General features: G+C 38.7%; 20 protein-coding genes, 1 tRNA gene and 1 pseudogene. 14 read left to right on the top strand and 8 right to left on the bottom strand.

What is annotated here, in order from left to right:
- Window positions 1-19: 19 nt before the first annotated feature.
- The 8 genes from BFL47_RS05995 (at window position 20) to BFL47_RS20485 (ending at window position 10,363) form a co-directional block, all read left to right on the top strand.
- Window positions 20-574, top strand: a complete 555-nt coding sequence (locus tag BFL47_RS05995) for an RNA polymerase sigma factor (protein WP_069658901.1) — start codon at window positions 20-22, stop codon at window positions 572-574.
- A gap of 119 nt (window positions 575-693) precedes the next feature.
- Complete coding sequence (locus BFL47_RS05990; protein WP_069658900.1) at window positions 694-1,683, top strand: FecR family protein; 990 nt, start codon at window positions 694-696, stop codon at window positions 1,681-1,683.
- A gap of 126 nt (window positions 1,684-1,809) precedes the next feature.
- Window positions 1,810-5,136 carry a TonB-dependent receptor gene (locus tag BFL47_RS05985; protein WP_069658899.1) on the top strand — a complete coding sequence of 1,109 codons (3,327 nt, stop codon included), beginning with the start codon at window positions 1,810-1,812 and terminating at the stop codon, window positions 5,134-5,136.
- A 156-nt stretch (window positions 5,137-5,292) separates the two neighbouring features.
- Window positions 5,293-6,693: a hypothetical protein gene (locus BFL47_RS05980; protein WP_069658898.1), complete on the top strand. Its 1,401-nt coding sequence runs from the start codon at window positions 5,293-5,295 to the stop codon at window positions 6,691-6,693.
- Window positions 6,694-6,764: 71 nt separating this feature from the next.
- Complete coding sequence (locus tag BFL47_RS05975; RefSeq protein WP_069658897.1) at window positions 6,765-7,508, top strand: hypothetical protein; 744 nt, start codon at window positions 6,765-6,767, stop codon at window positions 7,506-7,508.
- Window positions 7,509-8,076: 568 nt separating this feature from the next.
- Window positions 8,077-9,780 carry a sodium:solute symporter gene (locus BFL47_RS05970; protein WP_069658961.1) on the top strand — a complete coding sequence of 568 codons (1,704 nt, stop codon included), beginning with the start codon at window positions 8,077-8,079 and terminating at the stop codon, window positions 9,778-9,780.
- Window positions 9,781-9,851: 71 nt separating this feature from the next.
- Entirely contained in the window at window positions 9,852-10,061 is a 210-nt protein-coding gene (locus tag BFL47_RS05965; RefSeq protein WP_069658896.1) for a hypothetical protein, read from the top strand.
- Between the two features lie 2 nt (window positions 10,062-10,063).
- Window positions 10,064-10,363, top strand: a complete 300-nt coding sequence (locus BFL47_RS20485) for a type II toxin-antitoxin system RelE/ParE family toxin (protein WP_083257036.1) — start codon at window positions 10,064-10,066, stop codon at window positions 10,361-10,363.
- Window positions 10,364-10,668: 305 nt separating this feature from the next.
- On the opposite strand, the gene BFL47_RS05955 is transcribed toward BFL47_RS20485, so the two are convergent.
- Window positions 10,669-10,938 (bottom strand): hypothetical protein, encoded by a 270-nt coding sequence (locus BFL47_RS05955; protein ID WP_069658895.1) that lies wholly within the window; start codon window positions 10,936-10,938, stop codon window positions 10,669-10,671.
- Window positions 10,939-11,012: 74 nt separating this feature from the next.
- Here BFL47_RS05955 and BFL47_RS19555 point away from each other — a divergent pair, with 74 nt between their 5' ends.
- Both BFL47_RS19555 and BFL47_RS05950 read left to right on the top strand, forming a co-directional pair.
- Window positions 11,013-11,297, top strand: a complete 285-nt coding sequence (locus BFL47_RS19555; RefSeq protein WP_139125771.1) for a hypothetical protein — start codon at window positions 11,013-11,015, stop codon at window positions 11,295-11,297.
- Between the two features lie 86 nt (window positions 11,298-11,383).
- Entirely contained in the window at window positions 11,384-12,394 is a 1,011-nt protein-coding gene (locus BFL47_RS05950; protein ID WP_069658894.1) for an RHS repeat domain-containing protein, read from the top strand.
- Window positions 12,395-12,497: 103 nt separating this feature from the next.
- On the opposite strand, the gene BFL47_RS05945 is transcribed toward BFL47_RS05950, so the two are convergent.
- Window positions 12,498-12,746 carry a hypothetical protein gene (locus tag BFL47_RS05945; RefSeq protein ID WP_170827281.1) on the bottom strand — a complete coding sequence of 83 codons (249 nt, stop codon included), beginning with the start codon at window positions 12,744-12,746 and terminating at the stop codon, window positions 12,498-12,500.
- Window positions 12,747-12,945: 199 nt separating this feature from the next.
- Window positions 12,946-13,131 (bottom strand): hypothetical protein, encoded by a 186-nt coding sequence (locus tag BFL47_RS05940; protein ID WP_211480944.1) that lies wholly within the window; start codon window positions 13,129-13,131, stop codon window positions 12,946-12,948.
- Window positions 13,132-13,172: 41 nt separating this feature from the next.
- Here BFL47_RS05940 and BFL47_RS20480 point away from each other — a divergent pair.
- A pseudogene (locus BFL47_RS20480) lies at window positions 13,173-13,331 on the top strand (Tn3 family transposase); the annotation flags it as partial.
- Window positions 13,332-13,715: 384 nt separating this feature from the next.
- On the opposite strand, the gene BFL47_RS05935 reads toward BFL47_RS20480, so the two are convergent.
- Window positions 13,716-14,258: a hypothetical protein gene (locus BFL47_RS05935; RefSeq protein WP_069658892.1), complete on the bottom strand. Its 543-nt coding sequence runs from the start codon at window positions 14,256-14,258 to the stop codon at window positions 13,716-13,718.
- A 3-nt stretch (window positions 14,259-14,261) separates the two neighbouring features.
- Entirely contained in the window at window positions 14,262-14,738 is a 477-nt protein-coding gene (locus BFL47_RS05930; protein WP_069658891.1) for an RNA polymerase sigma factor, read from the bottom strand.
- Between the two features lie 255 nt (window positions 14,739-14,993).
- Here BFL47_RS05930 and BFL47_RS05925 point away from each other — a divergent pair, with 255 nt between their 5' ends.
- On the top strand, window positions 14,994-16,043 hold the full coding sequence (locus BFL47_RS05925) for a glycoside hydrolase family 53 protein (RefSeq protein ID WP_069658890.1): 1,050 nt from the start codon (window positions 14,994-14,996) through the stop codon (window positions 16,041-16,043).
- A gap of 43 nt (window positions 16,044-16,086) precedes the next feature.
- On the opposite strand, the gene BFL47_RS05920 is transcribed toward BFL47_RS05925, so the two are convergent.
- The 3 genes from BFL47_RS05920 to BFL47_RS05910 all read right to left on the bottom strand — a co-directional run bounded on the left by BFL47_RS05920 (window position 16,087) and on the right by BFL47_RS05910 (window position 17,659).
- Window positions 16,087-16,404 carry a hypothetical protein gene (locus tag BFL47_RS05920; RefSeq protein ID WP_069658889.1) on the bottom strand — a complete coding sequence of 106 codons (318 nt, stop codon included), beginning with the start codon at window positions 16,402-16,404 and terminating at the stop codon, window positions 16,087-16,089.
- Between the two features lie 162 nt (window positions 16,405-16,566).
- Window positions 16,567-16,737, bottom strand: a complete 171-nt coding sequence (locus BFL47_RS05915; protein ID WP_069658888.1) for an Arc family DNA binding domain-containing protein — start codon at window positions 16,735-16,737, stop codon at window positions 16,567-16,569.
- A 64-nt stretch (window positions 16,738-16,801) separates the two neighbouring features.
- Window positions 16,802-17,659, bottom strand: coding sequence for an SPFH domain-containing protein (locus BFL47_RS05910; protein WP_069658887.1), 858 nt, complete (start codon window positions 17,657-17,659; stop codon window positions 16,802-16,804).
- A gap of 184 nt (window positions 17,660-17,843) precedes the next feature.
- On the opposite strand from BFL47_RS05910, the gene BFL47_RS05905 reads away from it, so the two are divergent.
- Window positions 17,844-19,661 carry a DUF4153 domain-containing protein gene (locus tag BFL47_RS05905; RefSeq protein WP_069658886.1) on the top strand — a complete coding sequence of 606 codons (1,818 nt, stop codon included), beginning with the start codon at window positions 17,844-17,846 and terminating at the stop codon, window positions 19,659-19,661.
- A gap of 259 nt (window positions 19,662-19,920) precedes the next feature.
- Window positions 19,921-19,995: transfer RNA gene (locus BFL47_RS05900), tRNA-Val, on the top strand.
- The last annotated feature ends 118 nt before the right edge of the window (window positions 19,996-20,113 follow it).

Genomic DNA, 20,113 nt, shown 5'->3' with positions numbered 1-20,113 from the left:
GCTCTTACTTGTCAATCCAATGGAAAGTTTAGAAACAAATATCATAAAAAGATTTATTGAAGGCGATGAAAAAGCCTTTGAGCTCGTCTTTAATTTATTTAGCCGGAATATATGGCTTTACTTCTACCAAAACACCCATTCGCGTGAAATTACGGAGGAATTGGTACAGGATACATTTATTCGTTTATGGAATTACCGCAATAATATAGATCAGGAACAGGGTGTAAAAAAATACCTAAATCAAATTGCCCGAAGTATTTTTTATAACTGGCTGCAGGAGTTGGCTAAGGAAAAGAAAAAGGAGGTCGCATATGCTGATTACTGCAATAAGGATGATAGCGAAGTTAAATGTGAGGACGTTTATTCCCGCATGGACATCAATTCGTTAATTGAAAAAACACACTCCATCCTTTCCGAAAAAAGAAGAAAGGTTTTTTTAATGTCAAGAGTGCATGGATTGTCCTATGACGAGATTGCCACCCAGCTCTCTATAGGCAAAGAAACCGTAAAAGACCATATCAGCAAAGCTACGCGGAAGCTATCCGTGCTTAATCAGTCAGGGGAATATTTATAGCCAAGTGCTCCCGTTACGGCTTTAAAAAAAATATTTCCATATCAAGCCCCCCTTGCCCCTAGCTTTTACTGTATATATCAATGTAACCGGTCAAAAAAGCAATCGGTGAAGGATATAGAATGGATCAGCATAGGAAAAAAGAACTTTTAAAAAAATTCGCAGACAGAACGCTAAGTCCTTCAGAGGAACATGAGTTTTGGGAAATGACAGCAAGTGGAGCACATCTATCGCTGCTTAACGATGAAACAGAACTGGAGGTATCCCAAGCATTGGATGTTCCTGATGATATTGAACAATCCTTAGCTTCCATAAAACAGAATCTTACCGCCAAAATCATTCCTGGCAAAAAAAGGCCGCAAAGGGTGATTTATAAAATCGCCGCCAGTGTAGCAGCTGTACTCTTTCTTTTTGCCGGTGCAAAAGGTTTCCAGTATTACAGTTTCATACAAGATACCAAAACCTTTATTACAGTAGAGGCGGAAATAGGAAAAACATTGAAGGTGATTCTTCCTGATAGTTCCATAGTAACCGTTTCTTCCGGTTCTGTCTTCCGTTATCCAAAAGCTTTCCGAAAAGAAGAACGCAGGGTGTATCTTAAAGTAGGAGAAGCCTTTTTTCAAGTCACCAAAAATCCGGAAAAACCATTCAGTGTAGAGTCCGGGGAATTGCAGACTACTGCTCTTGGCACCTCTTTTACGGTTGAATATAATTCGGTATACCACTGGGGGAAGGTAAACCTGTATACTGGTAAGGTCGCTATTCGCCCAACAGACAAAAACTCATCCCGTTCTGTTATTTTTCTTACCCCTGGCAACGCATACGAATATATAGACGGAAAAGAAACATTAAGCACATTTAATGCAAAGCCAGGCAATCCCGTTGAGAATGGTCTTGTATTCGAAAGGGCATCTTTTAGCGAAGCTGTATACAGGATAGCTTCATGGCATAAAGTCAACATCGTATTCGATCATGTTGGCACCAAAAATTTTACAGTAAATGGAGATTTTAAGGGCAAGACCATCGATGAAATTCTTAGCTCCCTCTCTTTTATTCATAAACTTAAATTCACCAAAACAGACAGCTTAACATACACATTCATGAAGAAATAGCGCTACTAAAGGTTAGATCAAAAAGAAAGTGCCGTTCGGTAAAACGGCACTTTCTAAATGCGGGTAGCAAACCCGCTACTAAAAATTAAATCTTATACAAAAAATCGTAAAAAATTTTTCTAAAATATGCAATTTTATATACATATCCTAACTAATAGATTAAAAAGAAGTTATCAAAAACCGGTTAGATTTAATCTCTTATATATTTTCATTTTATTGGGTACGCCCCTTTTTGCCCAGGCCAATAGCAATATTTCTAACCCGGTTAGTGTTCAATATATCAATAAAGTAAACGCAATCACACTTTTTAAAGAACTCAGTAAACAGACAGGCTATAAATTTTACTATGATAATTCACTTGAAAAAGTGTTATTGGAAAATATCCGTTATACCAAAACGCCGTTAGGAACAGTGTTGAATGATTTGAACCGATCTGGATTTAGTTTCTCTGTTAGCAATAAGTCAGTAGCTGTCAATTACACCAAACCACAGGTTAAAAATGCAAGAAAACCACAGCCCGGTCGCATTGCGGGCAAAATAGTAGATAATAAAGGCGAAGCGCTTCCTGGAGCAAACATCCGGATCCGGGAACTGAACAAGGCAATGCAGAGCAGCGTTGACGGTACCTACCAATTTAATGTACCAGCTGGTACATATACCCTTGAAGTAAGTTATATCTCGTTTCAGACAAAAAGTATAGCTGATGTTATTGTTAAAGACGATCAGCTGACAAGTCTGGATATTGTGCTGAATGTTGCCAATAAAGCATTGAACGAAGTAATTGTTAAATCTTCCTTCCGAAGAGAAAGTATAGCAGGGCTTTATGCCCAGCAGAAAAACGCTGCTTCGGTTACTGATGGTATTTCCGCAGAACAGATTGCCCGCACACCGGACAACAATGTTGGGGCAGTATTAAAAAGGATTAGTGGCGTTACGATCTTAGATAATAAATACGTAGTGGTACGCGGTTTGACTGAACGCTACAATCAGTCACTGATTGACGGTCTCACCTTACCAAATACTGATCTCAATCGCCGTAACTTTTCGTTTGATATCGTTCCGACAGAGCTGGTTAGCAGTGTGGTAGTTAACAAAACGGCTACGCCTGACATGCCCGCTGAATTTGTTGGCGGGCAGGTAATGGTCAATACCCTGGCCATTCCTAATAATAATTATCTTAGTATAAGCTTAGGTGCCGGTTATAATGATCGGACGACCGGAAAAGATTTCCTTTCTGCTGGCGGCCGGGACAAAAGCGATTATTTGGGCTTTGATGACGGCAGGCGCAAACGGCCGGATAACCTGGTATCCTGGAGTATGGCATCTGGTCAGGATGACCCTCGTATAGAGGCTACCGACGCAAATGGGTTTAAAACTGGTTATGCCGGAGCAATTGAGCAAAGCAAACGCTTCAATTCCGACGGCTTTAAACGCTATAAATATACAGCAACTCCGAACCAGAATTATCGATTTACATTAGGAAGATTATATGAGCTCAACCAGGCCAAAGGCATAAAGGCGGGTTTTATTGCAGGCCTTACATACCGAAATACGCAGCAGGCAAACGCTTTCACATCGGCAAGAGAACTAGGTATGGGAAAAGATTTTTATAATGATCCTTCTGATACTGCCACCCGGGGTACAGCCTATATTTTTAACACTACCCTTGGTGGTGTTTTAAACGCGGGGTTGCAAAGCCGTAGGTTCAAAGTGAATATTAAAAATCTTTATACAAGAATTTTTAACGAAGAATTCTATACCAGCAAAGGGTTGAATAACAACAACCAGATGACTAATAATAATTTTATAGATCCTGTTTTTACCACCTTATCGCAGCATAAAATTGAAGGAGAACATAGTATGGGGCAAAAGGGCTTCAAATTAGACTGGAGCGGCGGATTCACTAACCTTAACCAGCAGCATGTGGATACACGTAAATTTTCATACTTTCTTTTGGATAAGACATTTGGAACCTTCTATCAAAGGCCAAATGTAACTACGCTCGCAGCAGTTGCCGGTAATTACGTATGGGACTATCGTTTATGGACGGCCATCAAAGAGCGCGATTTTAACTGGGCACTGAACCTAAGTTATCCTTTCCCATTTTTGAAAAATAGAAGCCTGGTCAAGGCAGGTTACACCGGCTGGTATAAAAAGAGAAGCCAGGATATTTATTTTGCAAAAATATATGCTAAGCGCGACCAGCATACATTTACCGATTTCTATGAAACTTTGCTTTCCCCGCAAAAAGTCGGGTATGGACTTAACCAGGCTTACTATTATATGGATGCTGAAAACGGAGGTCTTTTTAATGCCGACTCAAAATACCATGCTGCCTATCTGATGCTGGATCAGCACTTTTTTACTAATAAATTACGTTTAGTGTATGGACTGCGTGCTGAAAACTTCAACTTAGCAAACCGTCAGGAGAAAGAGATTCGTCGCAGGCAACTACTACAGGAACAGAACCCCGATGCGATCATTAATCAGGAAGTGCCTATACTCACCGGCGAAAAGAATTGGAATTTTTTGCCATCAGTAAATGCTATTTTCAGTCTTAGTGAAAAAACTAATATTCGTGCGGCCTATGCCAAAACCATGATTAGACCTGATTTTAGGGAGACGGCCACATTTGCATTCCCTGATCCATTCTTACAAGCATCTATCAGCGGCGGCAATATAAGCAGTACCAAAATTCAAAATATTGACCTGCGATTCGAATATTATCCTTCCCCCGGAGAGGTCTTTTCAATATCAGGATTCCATAAATATTTAGATCGCCCTGTGGAGCTCGTAAATTTAAGCCCTGGAGCTTCTACGCTTATACTGACCTATCAAAATCAACAGTCGGCGAAAAACACCGGAATTGAAATGGAGTTTCGCAAATCGCTGAATGTGATTAGCCCAAGCCTGGCCAACTTCAATATCTATGGTAACGCGGCCTATATCTGGAGCGAGATAAAAACGATTTCAAAGATTGATAATCCAGAATATGATTATGCAAATCCTGACAAAGAGCCGGCTAAGATAGAAGTTGTACAAGACTTTAAACGTCCGCTCATTGGCCAGTCACCCTACATTATCAATGCAGGTTTGGCTTACCAGTCTTCATATGCAGGTGCCACCATGAGTTTTAACAGATCTGGTTATCGTTCATATATCGTCTCCGTAGATCCGAAATCGACTGAATTTCAAAGGGTGCGCACCTTAGTTGACTTGCAACTCAGTGGAAAGTTACTAAAGCAAAAAGCAGAAATTAAGTTTAACGTGGCTAACCTGTTGAACACCCGTGATGAGTTTTACACTAACGCCAGTTCTTGGGAGGGCGACTTTAGCAATGGTTTTACAAGGATCAAAGGAACGGATAATTATGAATTGGAGCATGGTGATAGAATACGATATGGAACCGAGTACGGACGAACGTACAGTTTGATATTTACCTACAGTTTTTAATAGTAACTAGTACAATTTGTTGGTTAAGGTTCATAGCATAATTAATTCACTTCTAACTTTATATAAACGTCATAATAATTTGTATATCAATTAATAATACTTACTTAACAATAAACATTTTAACTTAGCAGTACTAAAAATTAATCAACAAAAAAAATGGTAAAACAAATCAAAAATGCAGGCTTGGTAGCTATAGTAGCCGCCGCTTTCCTTGTAACTAGTTGCAGAAAAGAACAAAGTAATGATGGTAGCGGTAACTACGATCGTGCTGCATCTGCAGGTTTCACAAACCCTACTCAAAGCATCGCTATTGATGTTAATGGAGTCATTCAGGACAACTTTGACGGTAATGCCACAGACAACATTATCAACCTGACCAGCAACAAGGTTTGGTTAATTGATGGTGTAAGTTATGTGCCAAGCGGTAAAACCTTAAAAATTCCGGCGGGTTCTATCCTTTCATCAGGTGCGTTTAAATCCTATACTGCAACAGAAGGCGGTGTAACTATCAACAAAAATATTCGGGGTGTATTGGTGGTAGTAAAAGGTGCTATGCTCGACGCGCAGGGTACTGAAGCCCTTCCAATCGTGTTTACATCACCTAATGCGCCTGGCAGTAGGGCAGCAGGTGATTTTGGTGGGGTAATTTTATTAGGAGATGCTGATACTAATCAACCGAATACTACAGTTATTGAAGGTTTACCAACTCCACCTACAGGTGTTGATATTACTTATGGTGGATCTGACAATGTAGATAATTCAGGTATATTAAAGTATGTTCGTATCGAATATCCTGGATTGGTATTATTCGCTAACAATGAGATCAATGGCTTAACTCTTGGTGGTGTCGGTTCAGGTACAACTTTAAACCACATCCAGGTTACTTATTCTGCCGATGACAGTTTCGAGTTCTTCGGTGGAACTGTAAACGCAACCTATTTAGTTGCTGCAGGTGGTGACGACGATGACTTTGATTTTGATTTCGGTTACACCGGTACTATTCAGTATGCAGTAGGTCTTAAAGCTTTAAGCTCTACTCACAGTACTTCTGGTGGTGTATCTGATGCTAATGGTATCGAATCGGATAACGAAAAAGCTGCGCCTTATACGAATACTCCCAAAACATTGCCTGTGTTAAGGAACTTTACCTTATTAGGTACAAGCTCAAACAATTCAGTGCTTAAATTAGGTGCTCGTTTTAGAAGAAATACGAATTTTGACATTCAGAATTCAGTTATTGGTGGCTACCCAAATGGAGTAACTACTGAAGATCTAGCAACTGGTACTTTCAGCAGCAATATTCTACATGCATATAGCGCAACCGGTGCATATACTCCTGCAAGTACTGCTTCTTCTGCAAATACTTACTTGTTACTTGGTACTAGCGGTACGCCGTTTTACACAGATCATTCTACTGCTTACAACGTGAACACGTTGATTCCGCGTTCAACTTCACCTATTCCAGCAACAGCCGGTGCGGTTGCAAAAGGTACAGCTTCAGGCGCTACCTGGTTAAAAAACTGGACAGTATTTACTACTCAGACTAAAGTTTATTAATTAACCTTCTCAATTAATTACTCAACGAGGCGGCTTCTTTTAAGAAGCCGCCTTTGTTAAATTTATTTAACATGATAAAAATTTTAAGATATATCCTTTTTACATTTGGGTTTTGTATGCTCTTATCGGCCTGTAAAAAAGAAACAGCTGTAGAAGCTGTTGAGTTTGCTTTTCTGAATTTAGATAATAGGACTAATTATACCGGCAATGATTTATATATGACCTATAATAGTCAGGCTTTAAATGGAATTAGTGCCAGCTTCAGCAACATAAAGGTTCCAGTAGGTAAAGGCAAGTTAGCAATCACAGATTCGACCGGAAAATCTTTATTAGACACGACTTATACTTTTGAGGCTAATAAAACCATAAACTGGGTTTTGTTCCAGCCGACAAACGATGTAACTCCGGTCATTCTCGAAAACAACGGCTCCACTGAGCCACAACCTGATGCTGAACACATAAAAGTTAAATTTGCTAATTTTGCTCCTAATGCATTCAACAGGCCTTTTGATGTTGTATTTTATTGGGAGGATGAGAATTTCAATTTTATTGAAGGTGGCAGGATCGATAATATACCCCAAAATTTTCCTGATGAATTTACCGAGTTGGTTTTTAAAGAAAGAACCTACTGGATAACATTTATGCTTGTTGACCATGAAACCCAACAACCCTTACTTGACGATATCTATTTAGGTTATGGAAGCGTAGAGGAAAAACGCATAATTACTTTCTATTTAACAGAGCCCACTGAGTACGGCTCTCCAGTAACCGGTACGCCGCATAAAGTAAATATAAAGGCATTGTTTGAAAACTAGTTAAAGTATTAAGTATAGTTGCCTGTTATATATTAATTCAATAATATCGTTTTCGTTAAGAGTAGCATCGTTTAAAGTGATTATTGTCAGCAGGAACCTCCTGATCGTGATTTTCCCGACAATGAATCTCATCCCACGAATGCGTATAGTCCCGCTATACTACTTATTGGTACAAAGCTTCTTTTTTTAAAAAGATTTGCTCTTCTAATACCATCCGTTCAGCCATCGGAAAAAGGCAACCAGACTATCTGCCTCATATTACATATATCGAATGTTAGCCGAAGCGTTATGAACTAATACAAAGGATTCTTGATCGGAAACTATACTATCTGATCAAGAATCCTTCTCACACTCTCTCCGTCAATGTAACTTTCTTGATTAATGTCCTTATACGAAAAATCTTTACTAATTTGTGGTCATCAGTAAAGAAAGGCATCTGATTAATCACTATGAATAAAGGAAACGAGCTACCACCATTTATAAAATCCTGGAATCACTATTATTGGATAGTCGTATGCTGGCTGATTTTATTGATTGTCATTTTCTCCCTGATAACCCTCTATTATTCATGAGTTTAGTCGATTGGTTAGTCCTTGGTTTTACCATCCTCTTCATTGTGGTATATGGTATCTGGAAAAGCCGGGGCAATAAAAACATGGATGGCTATTTCTTAGCAGACCGTTCTATGCCCTGGTACAGTATCGGCCTTTCAGTTATGGCAACTCAGGCAAGTGCTATAACCTTCCTTTCCGCACCAGGTTTAGCATACTCCAGTGGCATGCAGTTTGTCCAGTTTTATCTGGGTCTGCCACTAGCCATGATTGTACTGTGCATTACCTTTATCCCCATCTTTCACCACCTTAAAGTATTTACCGCATATGAATTTCTGGAGCAACGGTTTGATCTAAAAACAAGGGCATTAACTGCTTTCCTATTCCTAATCCAAAGAGGCCTTTCCACAGGCATTACTATCTATGCACCATCTATTATATTAGCCACAATTTTAAATATCAACACTTCTTATACTACTTTATTCATAGGTAGTGTGGTGGTGTTATATACCGTTTTTGGCGGAACAAAGGCGGTTTCCTATACCCAAATGCTCCAGATGAGTATCATATTCGCCGGGTTGTTCATGGCAGGTATTGTTGTTGTTTCACTCCTTCCGCCAACAGTAGGCTTCGGGCAGGCACTATCAATAGCCGGAAAAATGGGGAAGATGAATGTGATCAACTGGGATTTTGATCTTAATAACCGGTATACCATCTGGACAGGACTCATTGGCGGCTTTTTTCTTCAGCTATCTTATTTTGGTACAGACCAGTCTCAGGTAGGCAGATACCTCACCGGCAGCACAGTTGGTCAAAGCAGAATGGGGTTGTTGATGAATGCAGTGCTTAAAATTCCAATGCAATTTCTGATTTTACTCATAGGGATCCTGATCTTTTCCTTTTATCAATACCAAAAGCCTCCCGTGTTCTTTAATCAGTATGAGATTAACAAAGTAAAAAGAGGTATCTATAAAGATGAATTTGCACAAAAAGAAGCTGCATTCGATCAAGCTTTCGAAGCAAAAAAGGAAAAAGTTATTGCGTTAGAAAATTCACTTAATACGAGACAAAATGTAGCTTCAAAGCAGGATGAGCTAAACAATGCTAATGTCGCTTTTCTTGATACGCGGACTGCAGCCATAGCGGTCATCAAAAAAAATGATAAGAATGCCGATCTGGACGATACCAACTATGTATTCCTGAATTTTGTGATCCATTATTTACCACAGGGTTTGATTGGATTGCTCATCGCAATTGTTTGTATGGCCTCCATGGGTTCCACTGCCAGTTCGTTAAATTCGTTGGCATCTACAACCTCCGTTGATATTTATAAACGACTGATCAATAAAACGGGATCAGATCTTAGGTATTTGAATATAAGTAAAATCACAACTTTGTTTTGGGGAATCTTAAGTATTGGAATGGCGCTGTATGCCAGTAAACTAGGCAACCTTTTAGAAGCTGTAAATATCCTTGGCTCCCTGTTTTATGGAACTATCTTGGGTATATTTCTTGTAGCCTTCTACATTAGAAAAGTAAAAGGGAATGCAGTCTTTACTGCTGCAATTATTACAGAAATAATTGTTTTCTCGGCCTTTTATTATGAAGTAATGGCTTACCTATGGTTAAATGTATTGGGTTGTGCAATGGTAGTCATCATTAGTTTATTAATCCAGTTGTTAAACAGTGATAAAGAGGTTCAAGCAAACTTAAAACTATAAGAATACTATTTGTTTTATAGAATGTAATTGAATTAGAATTTTTAATTTTGTATATATAAACGGAGGTTATTATGACAACAATAGATTCAGCATTACAAGACATCATGCAACTGGATTATAATTCAAGAGAAATGTTGTTGGTGATTCTTCAGAAACGTCAGATAGAAGCCCGTCGTGAGGACATTGCAAAATCAGCTAAGCAGTCTTTAAAAGACTATCACGCCGGAAAAAGTGTTCCCCTAGATGCAAAAGAAGTTAACGACAGATTAAATTCTCTTTGATAATGATGCCATCGCGTCGAAAACTCGTTTTAACAAAAGCGTTCGAAAAATCATACAAAAAATTTATCAGCGGAAACAATTCATTAAAAGCTGCAATCGCTAAAACCTTGTATATGTTACAGGATGATGTATACGATCCGCCCTTAAGAACTCATAAATTAAGTGGCAGGCTAGCGTCCTATTTAGCCTGCTCATGTGGGTATGATTGTAGAATAATATTCGTTATCGAAAAAGACCTATCGGATCCGGGTGCTGAAAATATTGTTCTATTAGATATTGGTTCACATGACGACGTTTATTAACGATAATTAAATTCAGGCTCCTTTATATTTAAATAAAAGGGAACGTCCCTAAACAATAATAATATTGTAAGCTCACACCATTATATAGCAATCCCGCAGTCCAAAGATATTAATGGTTTGCATCTTAATGCTCAAATTTTGACCTAATATCATTGATTAAAGGGGTGAATTAAAGAAAGGGAACAAATTCGTCACGATTCGTTTTGTGACTAAGTCTCCTTTCATAAAAATTTGGATCTATTTGTCACAGTTTGAATGCTGTTCTTTTTTATCCAATTGGAAAGAGTGGCTTCGGTTATATTGTATCATTTTGAAATAAACTTTTGAGAAGTTCCATTATTTAATAACGCTTCTATTTCAGGTCGCAAAACATCAAGTTTGCTTTTTCCTCGTCCTATTGGCCTACCTAATTTACCTCCAGAAAGCTTAATAGACAGAAGGGCTTCCTTTGTTTTCTTGCTGATTAGGTCACGTTCAATTTCTGCAACCATTGAAAAAACCATTGCCATCACTTTACTCTGCATGTTGTTATCCAACGACCATCCTCCTTTCACTGTATATTGATGATTACACATTACCCGTTACAAACCCTTATCCACCCACAGGAAGCAGCAGGACCCAGAGGCTGTTAAAGGCAAGCAGGATAAAAGTGCTCAACGGAACTACCGGGACGTCGGATATGCTATTGAGCGTAAATTATTACAATGATGAAGGGCTTGTTGTTAAGTCTTTTAGTCAGCATTACAAGGGAGGTACGGTAGCGGTGGGAAACTTCGATGAGATCAGCAATACATATGATTTCAGCCAGGCTATTGAAATTTGCATTAGGAGCCATAAGGTCAGTGATGTTGAAAAGGTCAGGATAACCTGCCACAAGCCCTTACCGCGGCCAGTTACGTCTATGATGCAGCAGGAAGCAAACTGCGTTCGGTAACCGAAGGGGTTACCTGGGATTACGTAGGGGGTATCCAGTACAAGGCAGGAGAGATCGATTTCATTGCAACCGAAGAAGGCCGTGCGGTGAGAAATATTCTAGATGGTTCTTACCGTTACGAATACTTTCTAAAGGACCACTTGGGCAATACGCGGGTGTCAATAGACCAATACCAGTCTGCAGCCAGGGTGGTCCAGGAAGATGAGTATTATGCTTACGGACTGGTTAATGCAAAATATCGGAGCGGGGATAAAAATAACTATCTTTATAACGGGAAGGAGTTACAGGAAGGAACTGCTTATTATGATTACGGGGCTAGGTTCTATGATCCGGTGGTAGGAAGATTGAATATGATTGATCCGCTTACAGAGAAGACTTTCAATATCAGTTATTATGCATATGGGAACAATAACCCTATAAATTTTATAGATGATGATGGTCGATATGCTGTGTCTGTGCATTATGAAATCACTTATAATGCTTTAAAGGGCATGGGATATTCAGATACAAAAGCTGACCTAATAGCCCATTATTCAAGTACCTATGCCGATCACCCTCCGGGCTACGCCCAATACATTGATGGAGTTTTGCACCCTTTTACTAATATACAGGATTACAGATCCGGAATTGATTATAGTGCTACTGAAGAATCTCAAGATGAAAAAAATAGTGTGTGGCATTCTATGATGAGTGACAATGAAGCTGCGGGCGGAATGAAAGAAGCAGAGGCAACTGCAAGAGGGCTTGCGTTTGGTTGGAATAAAATATTTGGTTCACATGGAGGAAAAGACTTAGGACAGTTAGGTCAAGGGTTGCACGCCTTACAAGATGCAATTGCACATGAAGGAGTAAAGACAAATGATCATTTAGGACCGAACGTATCTTCTATTGCTAATGGTCTTAATGATTTGTATGGATCTACCAAGGTAGCTTCTAATCTTACAAAATCCGCATTAACAGTGTTGAATTTACTCCAAGGTAATAAAGTGACTTTAAGGCCAGGTGATACTTTAGATGTAAGAGGAATGTCAGCAGAACAGATTAAACAAGTTCAGCAATTGCTTCAAGATCAGGGTTATAACACTTCAATTCATTAAACACATAATAGAATATGAAATTATTAATATCAATTTTAAAGGTTTTGACCATTGTGCTGTTAATGCTAGATGTGTTTTTTTTCATGGTACTGCATGCAACTGGTCATGAAATACCAGTTAAAACAAATCTGTCATTTGCTATAAGTGCCTTGGTTTTAATCGCAATCATTTTTTTGTTATTTCGAAGAGGAAAACTTAAAAAATAATAGTAGTTATTTGTGATATACGTTAAAGTCGGGTTGAGTTGCGGCTGTTGCACAGAGAGGGTAAAGGCAATAATAAGCCAGTCTTTTAGTTGCAGGGCCAGACTAACCAAACGTTCAACTTTCTCAAACTGTTCTAAATTGGACATTTCGGAAAGCTCGACCATGCAATTTCGTACGCTTTAAAACAACGATTCACGTAGCTAATGGATAGATATGCAGCTAGCTTTGAGTAAGTTATGGTGATCAAAGGGGGAAAGAACGCCTTGTTCGCCTTTTCGGAATAAGGTGGTGAATGACTTCAGAATTTCCAATTACATCAAAGCCCAGCAAAATTGTTGGGCTCTATTATTTAAGCAGAGCCAATAGTTTGTTCTTGGCGAAGAAAGCATCCATTGTGGCGAACAGGTGCAAACGTTCGTCCTGTGGTAGCCTTTCAATCAGTTTCAGGCGTTCAAGTGCATCCTGGTCGATGTCCTGATACTGACCATCTTTCACCAGGTAATCCAGTGTCACCCCTAATGCATCGGCCACCTTAGCGCCCGTATCAATCGAGGGTTTGGGTAAGCGCTCAGGATCAAAATTTAGATGTACGGATTGATGCTTTAAAACCAAGTAAGATCAACCTAGAACATTTGGAAAATAATTGGGATGAAATATTGCGGTTTGTTTGCAGCATCAAGCTGGGGTATTTAAAATTTAGACTCTGTGATGGTGCCGATCCTAAATCCTGAGAATTGAATATACTGGGAAAAGATCAAGGAATTTTTCTACAGCGAAGTCGTGACGGATTTGTTCCCTTCCCTTAATTTACCCCATTAAAGAAAAATCCAGTCTTGTCAAAGAGCATTCCCACTATTATAAATCTTATCATGACATGAGACCAAATTGTGGGCAGATTATGGGTGACGCCACGGTGAGGCCACAGTGACGCCACGGTGAGGCCACCTTTTATTGTAAAAACGTGGCCTCACTGTGGCATCACCCTGGCATCACTGTTGCCTGAAGGGTAACCAAATCTTAAACAGACTTCAATTTGATACTATGTTTTATCTTTTCTGCTATAGGGTTAAATCTTTGCTTCTTGCTTGGAAAGTTATAAACGATCTTTTGAAGTTTCAATTGAAATTACTCAGCGCTCTTTCAAGTTGCCTCAATCGTCTTCTCCATAATACATACAAAAAGTATAGTTGAATCCCCAAAAACAACATCAAGCCGCCAAGTAACACCTGTTTCCCTGTAGTGAATTGTATATTATAGGTAAAAAACAACAATAAGCCGGATGCGTATACAATCCGCGTTAAGATGGATATTATAGCATATTTTTTAACTTTTGAAAAATAGTTTTCAAGGGATTGTTGTATGGTAGTACCATTTAATAGATACTTTGCAAACCGATACCCCGTTAGGTTATGAATTAAAGGCAACAATGCACAAATTACAAGTATGATATTAATTATGAGTGGTTTCAAGTCTCCATCAAACATCGTATAATAACACATCAGGAATAGCGACCAACCTGCAATTTCCAGTGATAGTTGTCTTCTTATGCCCTTTAAAACAGGGTGATTGTTTTCCAATAGCATCTTCTTGATCTCTTCTGAGGTCTTAACCGGTGTTTCTAAATTGTTCCAGGATGATTTTAAATCTTCAAGTTCCATCTTTTATTTAATTAAGAGTTTCTGTATTTTGTTCCTTATTCTGGAGAGTTTTACCCCAATATTATTTTCACTAATCCCCACTATTTCTGCAATTTGCTGATAACTGAGATCCTCCAGATAGAGCGTAATCAATGCTTTTTCGCTATCATCCAACTGTTTTAAAGCCGCAAATAAAAGTTCCTGCTGAATTGAGGTGCCTTCATTTTGCTGTTCGGCCTGATTATCCGGCAAAACAGAAACATATTGAATATCAGGCCTCTTTTTGCGATAGGTTGCTATGGCTGTATTGAGCGAAATCCGATAAATCCAGGTACTTATTTTGGATTGACCTTTAAAAGAGGCGTAAGCTTTCCAAAGTTGAAATGTGATTTCCTGAAAGAGATCTTCCCGGTCCTCTTTGTTATCCCGATACAAATGGCAAACCTTATGAATAATTCGCTGGTATTCTTTAATCAGTGTTACAAATTCTTGTTCATACATCTTTTGTTTTTTAAACAGCAATTGGGGGCCGTATAAGTATGTGCCTGTCTCAAAATAAATTGAAAGATAATGTTCTGTTTTACTTTGATCCTATTGTGTGATTTTACATATAGGTAGAATAAAATCAAGAAAACTTACATAAATAGATAAATAATTTTAACCTGAATGAATTGCTGCGGAAGTGAAGAGATTTCTTATGTTTACTATTCCAAGAGAACAAAAATACGCTAGCCATATAGTACTAAATACTTAATAATGAAAAATCTTAAATTTAGCCTGCTTATTTACTCATTGATAACTGTTCTGCTGTCTGGATGCGCCGCAAAAGAATCAGCTATCAAACAACAAAGCAAGACCTTTGCAAAAGGTGCAGACGTCAGTTGGCTGTCACAGATGGAAGCAACAGGGTATAAATTTTATAATGATAATGGAGTAGAGGAAGATTGCCTTAAGATATTAAAAGACCATGGCATGAATACCATCAGGTTAAGAACCTGGGTTAATCCATCTGACGATAGAGCGAGTGGACATTGCAGTAAAGAAGTGACGGTAGAGATGGCAGTACGCGCAAAAAAAGCGGGCATGAGGGTCATGATTGATTTCCACTATAGTGATAGCTGGGCAGATCCAGGCAAACAAAAGAAGCCGGCAGCATGGGAAGGTCATGATTTTAATCAGTTACTTCAGGATGTTTATACCTATACATTTGATGTGATGTCTGCTTTAAAAGCGGCAGGTGTAGATCCGGAATGGGTACAAGTTGGAAATGAAACACCGGGAGGTATGATTTACCCTGAAGGCAGCACCGCGAATTGGCCTCAATTGGCTCAATTGATAAATAAGGGCTATGATGCGATAAAAGCAGTCAGCAAAGATTCTAAAGTGATTCTTCATGTTGATCAGGGTAATAATAATGCACGCTTTAGAAACTGGTTCGACAATGCTAAAGCAAATGGGGCTAAATATGATGTAATTGGGCTTTCTTATTATCCATACTGGCTTGAAGGAAATCCTGATTATACGTTGTCTGTCAATGACCTTGGAAATAATCTCTTGGATATGGCATCCCGTTATGGAAAAGAAGTGATGGTAGTAGAAGTGGGAGGGGAAGACAACAAAGAGCAGAATACATATGATATGTTAATTGCCGTTCAGGAGAAGGTTAGAGCTGTTCCAAATGGTAGAGGTCTGGGTGTTTTATATTGGGAACCTCAGGGTGCAAGGAGCTGGAGTAAATACGGTTTAAGTACATGGGAAAATGATGGAAAACCCACCAAAGCCTTAAAAGCATTCCTCTCTAAATAGACAGGAACGTTATTTAAGGCTCTGAGGGGGTGATGGTGTTTTGTTATTTGTTTCTTAGCTTCGCTTTGCTGACATATACTTTGGCTCCTTTTTTATTGACATAGTAATATTTACTGTTCTTATCAATATAAATGGTTTGACCACCCGGGCCAACTTTATTGGCATAGGTCTTGTCAGCAACTTTTGATGCACCCTTAACGGCTAATTCAGCTGTTTTGTTACCTACTTTTCTGGCTGTTTTTTTAATTGCCTGATCAGGATTTACTTTCAGCGTATCGTTGTTTTGGGCAATGCTTGGTGTGGTTAACCCAACCACTGCTGTGCAAAGGGCAATTGCTACTAATTTTACTACATTTTTCATATTGTGTTTGTTTATTTAGATGATATTAATTTAAGAGTTCAATCTGCTTTCAGGAAATGTATTCCTTTCAGTTTGATTGAAATCTTAGTTCTGAAAATATCATTCAATAACAAGCTGATTCGAAAGTTGTTGTCTTTAATTCAAAACTCATAACGAAGCGATTTATAAGTCGGGTTTTTTCTTTCGTAAACTTTTTTTTCTATTTATCAGCGCTTGTTGCAGCAGGTATTCGATATGGCCATTGATGCTTCTGAATTCATCCGTTGCCCAACTCTCTACTTCTTTCAAAACTTCTGGATTTATTCTTAATATAAATGCTTTCTTTTCTGCCATGATAATTGAATATGCAACGATCCTATTCCTCAAAGGTGTTGAGGAGTTAGGATCTCAATACGTATTAATGATATAAAGTGCCGGTATTTACGACGGGACTGACGCTTTTATCACCACAAAGTACAACCAGCAAATTGCTGACCATCGCAGCTTTGCGCTCTTCGTCAAGCTCCACAATGTTTTTTTCTGATAATTTAATTAAAGCCATTTCCACCATTCCAACTGCACCTTCTACGATAAGTCTTCTTGCTGCGATAATTGCAGAAGCTTGTTGAACCTGCAACATGGAATGTGCAATTTCAGGAGAGTAGGCCAAATGTGAGATCCGTGCTTCCAATACTTCTATACCCGCCCGGTCAAGACGTTCATTTAACTCTTTTTCGAGTAAGATACTCACCTGTTCAGCTCCTCCTCTCAACGTAATGGTAGCTAATTCGTCTTCCAGATTATCATAGGGAAATAAGTTGGCCAGGTGCCTTACTGCCGCCTCACTTTGAATATCTACATATTGTGTGTAATTTTCAACCGCAAATACAGCATTAGCGGTATCCTTAATTTGCCATACAATGACCGCAGCGATTTCTATTGGGTTTCCTATTTTATCATTTACTTTTAATTGCTGACCATTTAAGTTAAATGCCCGCAAGGAAACTCTTCTTTTCACAGTAAAAGGATTCACCCAGAAAAACCCATCATGCTTAACTGTGCCTACATATTTACCAAACAGAGTGAGCACTTTTGATTCGTTGGGGTCCACTATGATCAGTCCGGACAATACCAGTACAAAGGCTGATATTCCAACGATAATACCTACAGCAATTTGTCCTGCCCAAAGGCAAATTCCAGCGCTTACTACCAGAATGATAAAAAACGCTAAGCCAGCATATCCTGATGGAGGATTAATTATTTTTTCAGTTTTCATTTTTTATGATTTTAAATTGATATCATAAAGATATCGAAAAATACATGTTTATAAGTGTTTTATATAAATATTAAAATTCAATAGCTCGGCATGGTATAAATGGATTCCAACTACGTTTACTTACATCAGTTGTCGATCCATTTTCATATCCTTGTTGAACAATTGGGACCTAAAAACTTGTAATATGAAAATTCCTTCCTTATATTCTTTAGGACAAAGTATCCAGCGTGTAGTATTCCGCTTTCCTCTACAGGTATTTGCATCAATAGCTGCCACACTAGTTTGGTGTTATATGATTGACCCTATTGGAGAGGTCAAAATTGTGGAGGACCAATACATCAAGTTTATCATCGTATGTAACTTTGCATTAGTGCTTTTACTAGCCGGCGATCTGTATGCAGAAGTAAATAATTTCACTCTGGTTAAAAAATGGATCTTCCGTGTACTTGGTGTGCTGATTTGCACAGGGTTGTATTTTGCTTTGCACCCGTCATATTACGATGCTGATATCTACCGAATTGGATTGATCGCTTTTGCCTTTCATCTTTTAGTGGCATTCGTGCCTTTTATCAAACATGGGAATTTAAACGATTTCTGGGAATTTAATAAAACGTTATTCCTTAGGTTTCTTACCTCAGCGCTCTACGCAGGGGTATTATTTGGTGGCTTGGCGGTGGCATTAATAGCGATTGATGGATTGTTTAGTGTAGACATTAATTCTAAAATCTATTTGATGCTTTTTGCGGTAGTCGCTGCAGGTTTCATGACAATCTTTTTCCTGTCCGGAGTTCCTGAAGATGTGAAATCCGATCAGGCGGTTGATACATATCCCAAAGGACTTAAAATATTTACCCAATATGTACTGATTCCCTTGATGACCATTTATTTGGCGATCTTGCTGGTATACGAAATTAAAATAATTATTAATTGGGAGCTGCCTAAAGGCATGGTATCGGCGCTAATTTTAGGGTATGCCGTATTTGGGATACTATCTTTATTGCTGATCTACCCAATCAGAGAGAAGTCTGGGAATGGATGGATCAAGATGTTTTCCAGGGTATTCTATTTCATGATGATCCCATTGGTTGTGCTGCTGTTGTTGGCCGTTTGGAAAAGGGTAGGTAATTATGGTATTACTGAGTCCCGGTATATCCTGGTCATACTGGCGGTATGGCTTACATTTAATACTATTTACTTCTTGTTTAGTAAAAGGCAAAATATAAAGGTCATTCCTATTAGTCTGTGTATTCTGGCCTTGTTGTCCACTTATGGTCCGCAAAGTGCTTTTTCTGTATCCCGGTATTCTCAGGTGCTCCGGTTGAAAAGGTTAATGGCTTCCAGAGCGAATGCAGATATCAGACAGCGGGCAACAGTTGTCTATTACTTAGTGGATCGTCATGGGTTGCATTCTTTACAGGATTTTACTCTGGTAGATCTCTCTGCGCTTGAAAGTAGGATGGAGGATAAAGCTGGCGTTAATCGATATGCGATTAAAACGAAGCTTTTGGATACTGCTTACGCGTTGTTGAAGGTAAAAAAGGATGATAATAATTTTCGCAATGAAGTCACTTTTGTAGCCCCTGGTAATGAGATGGTCGATGTGAAGGGCTATGATTTTTTGATCGAGATTAATAGCTATGCAAATAAAACGGAGGTAGCCTTAAATGGAGTACCGGTAGTAGTGGAGAGATCGGAATCAAATAAGAATCTCCATGTTATAATCGGTAAAGATAGTGTAGTGGAACTTGATGTTAATAAACTGATCACAAATGCATTAGGTCGTTTAAAAAAGGGCGGACTGAAGACTAAGCCAGGTAATCAATATACGTATTACCTTCCGAATGAATCTTTTGTATTACTGCAACAAGTTAACGCATATGATGTGTCTCTTGTCATTTCATCAATGAGTATTCCTGATACCGATGACCGAAAAAGGATAGATAGGGAGTTAAGCTATGCAGGCTATTTATTGATTAGGTTGCGAGCTGATCAGCACAAATAGTTAATCTCCTTATTTCATGCCAATGCAGGCAGAGAAATGTTTTTTGTTATTTTCGTGTACGACTGTAAATGTACGTGGCTTTAAATCCAGTAAGCGATAAACAATTTCTTCCTGATTATAGCGTATTCCCTTGTACCCTAATATAGGTGCAATCTACAATAAACTTCGCCTTAAATTTAATCGAAAGAATAAGTTGTTAATTTGCTAAAGGTTGCTATCTTTGCAATCCCAATCCGAGACAAGATTGTTTAAAGACAATGGAGGCTTAGCTCAGCTGGTTCAGAGCATCTGCCTTACAAGCAGAGGGTCACTGGTTCGAACCCAGTAGCCTCCACAAAAAAAGCCTTTCAGTTAATGAGAGGCTTTTTGCGTTAGGAGCTTAATTTTTCTATAATTTAATTATACGGCTGAATGAGTATATCTGTAGAGCTACTCAACCCCTCATGAAGCTT

It is taken from the genome of Arcticibacter eurypsychrophilus (genome assembly GCF_001730525.1).
Lineage (GTDB): Bacteria > Bacteroidota > Bacteroidia > Sphingobacteriales > Sphingobacteriaceae > Arcticibacter > Arcticibacter eurypsychrophilus.
This window is presented reverse-complemented; position numbering and strand designations above follow the sequence as displayed.

What these genes read in the sequence shown, in the direction of transcription:
- BFL47_RS05995 (WP_069658901.1), top strand. Translation starts at nt 20, where the DNA reads ATGGAAAGTTTAGAAACAAATATCATAAAAAGATTTATTGAAGGCGAT.
- BFL47_RS05990 (WP_069658900.1), top strand. Translation starts at nt 694, where the DNA reads ATGGATCAGCATAGGAAAAAAGAACTTTTAAAAAAATTCGCAGACAGA.
- BFL47_RS05985 (WP_069658899.1), top strand. Translation starts at nt 1,810, where the DNA reads ATGCAATTTTATATACATATCCTAACTAATAGATTAAAAAGAAGTTAT.
- BFL47_RS05980 (WP_069658898.1), top strand. Translation starts at nt 5,293, where the DNA reads ATGGTAAAACAAATCAAAAATGCAGGCTTGGTAGCTATAGTAGCCGCC.
- BFL47_RS05975 (WP_069658897.1), top strand. Translation starts at nt 6,765, where the DNA reads ATGATAAAAATTTTAAGATATATCCTTTTTACATTTGGGTTTTGTATG.
- BFL47_RS05970 (WP_069658961.1), top strand. Translation starts at nt 8,077, where the DNA reads ATGAGTTTAGTCGATTGGTTAGTCCTTGGTTTTACCATCCTCTTCATT.
- BFL47_RS05965 (WP_069658896.1), top strand. Translation starts at nt 9,852, where the DNA reads ATGACAACAATAGATTCAGCATTACAAGACATCATGCAACTGGATTAT.
- BFL47_RS20485 (WP_083257036.1), top strand. Translation starts at nt 10,064, where the DNA reads ATGATGCCATCGCGTCGAAAACTCGTTTTAACAAAAGCGTTCGAAAAA.
- BFL47_RS05955 (WP_069658895.1), bottom strand. Translation starts at nt 10,938, where the DNA reads ATGTGTAATCATCAATATACAGTGAAAGGAGGATGGTCGTTGGATAAC.
- BFL47_RS05945 (WP_170827281.1), bottom strand. Translation starts at nt 12,746, where the DNA reads ATGTCCAATTTAGAACAGTTTGAGAAAGTTGAACGTTTGGTTAGTCTG.
- BFL47_RS05935 (WP_069658892.1), bottom strand. Translation starts at nt 14,258, where the DNA reads ATGGAACTTGAAGATTTAAAATCATCCTGGAACAATTTAGAAACACCG.
- BFL47_RS05930 (WP_069658891.1), bottom strand. Translation starts at nt 14,738, where the DNA reads ATGTATGAACAAGAATTTGTAACACTGATTAAAGAATACCAGCGAATT.
- BFL47_RS05925 (WP_069658890.1), top strand. Translation starts at nt 14,994, where the DNA reads ATGAAAAATCTTAAATTTAGCCTGCTTATTTACTCATTGATAACTGTT.
- BFL47_RS05920 (WP_069658889.1), bottom strand. Translation starts at nt 16,404, where the DNA reads ATGAAAAATGTAGTAAAATTAGTAGCAATTGCCCTTTGCACAGCAGTG.
- BFL47_RS05915 (WP_069658888.1), bottom strand. Translation starts at nt 16,737, where the DNA reads ATGGCAGAAAAGAAAGCATTTATATTAAGAATAAATCCAGAAGTTTTG.
- BFL47_RS05910 (WP_069658887.1), bottom strand. Translation starts at nt 17,659, where the DNA reads ATGAAAACTGAAAAAATAATTAATCCTCCATCAGGATATGCTGGCTTA.
- BFL47_RS05905 (WP_069658886.1), top strand. Translation starts at nt 17,844, where the DNA reads ATGAAAATTCCTTCCTTATATTCTTTAGGACAAAGTATCCAGCGTGTA.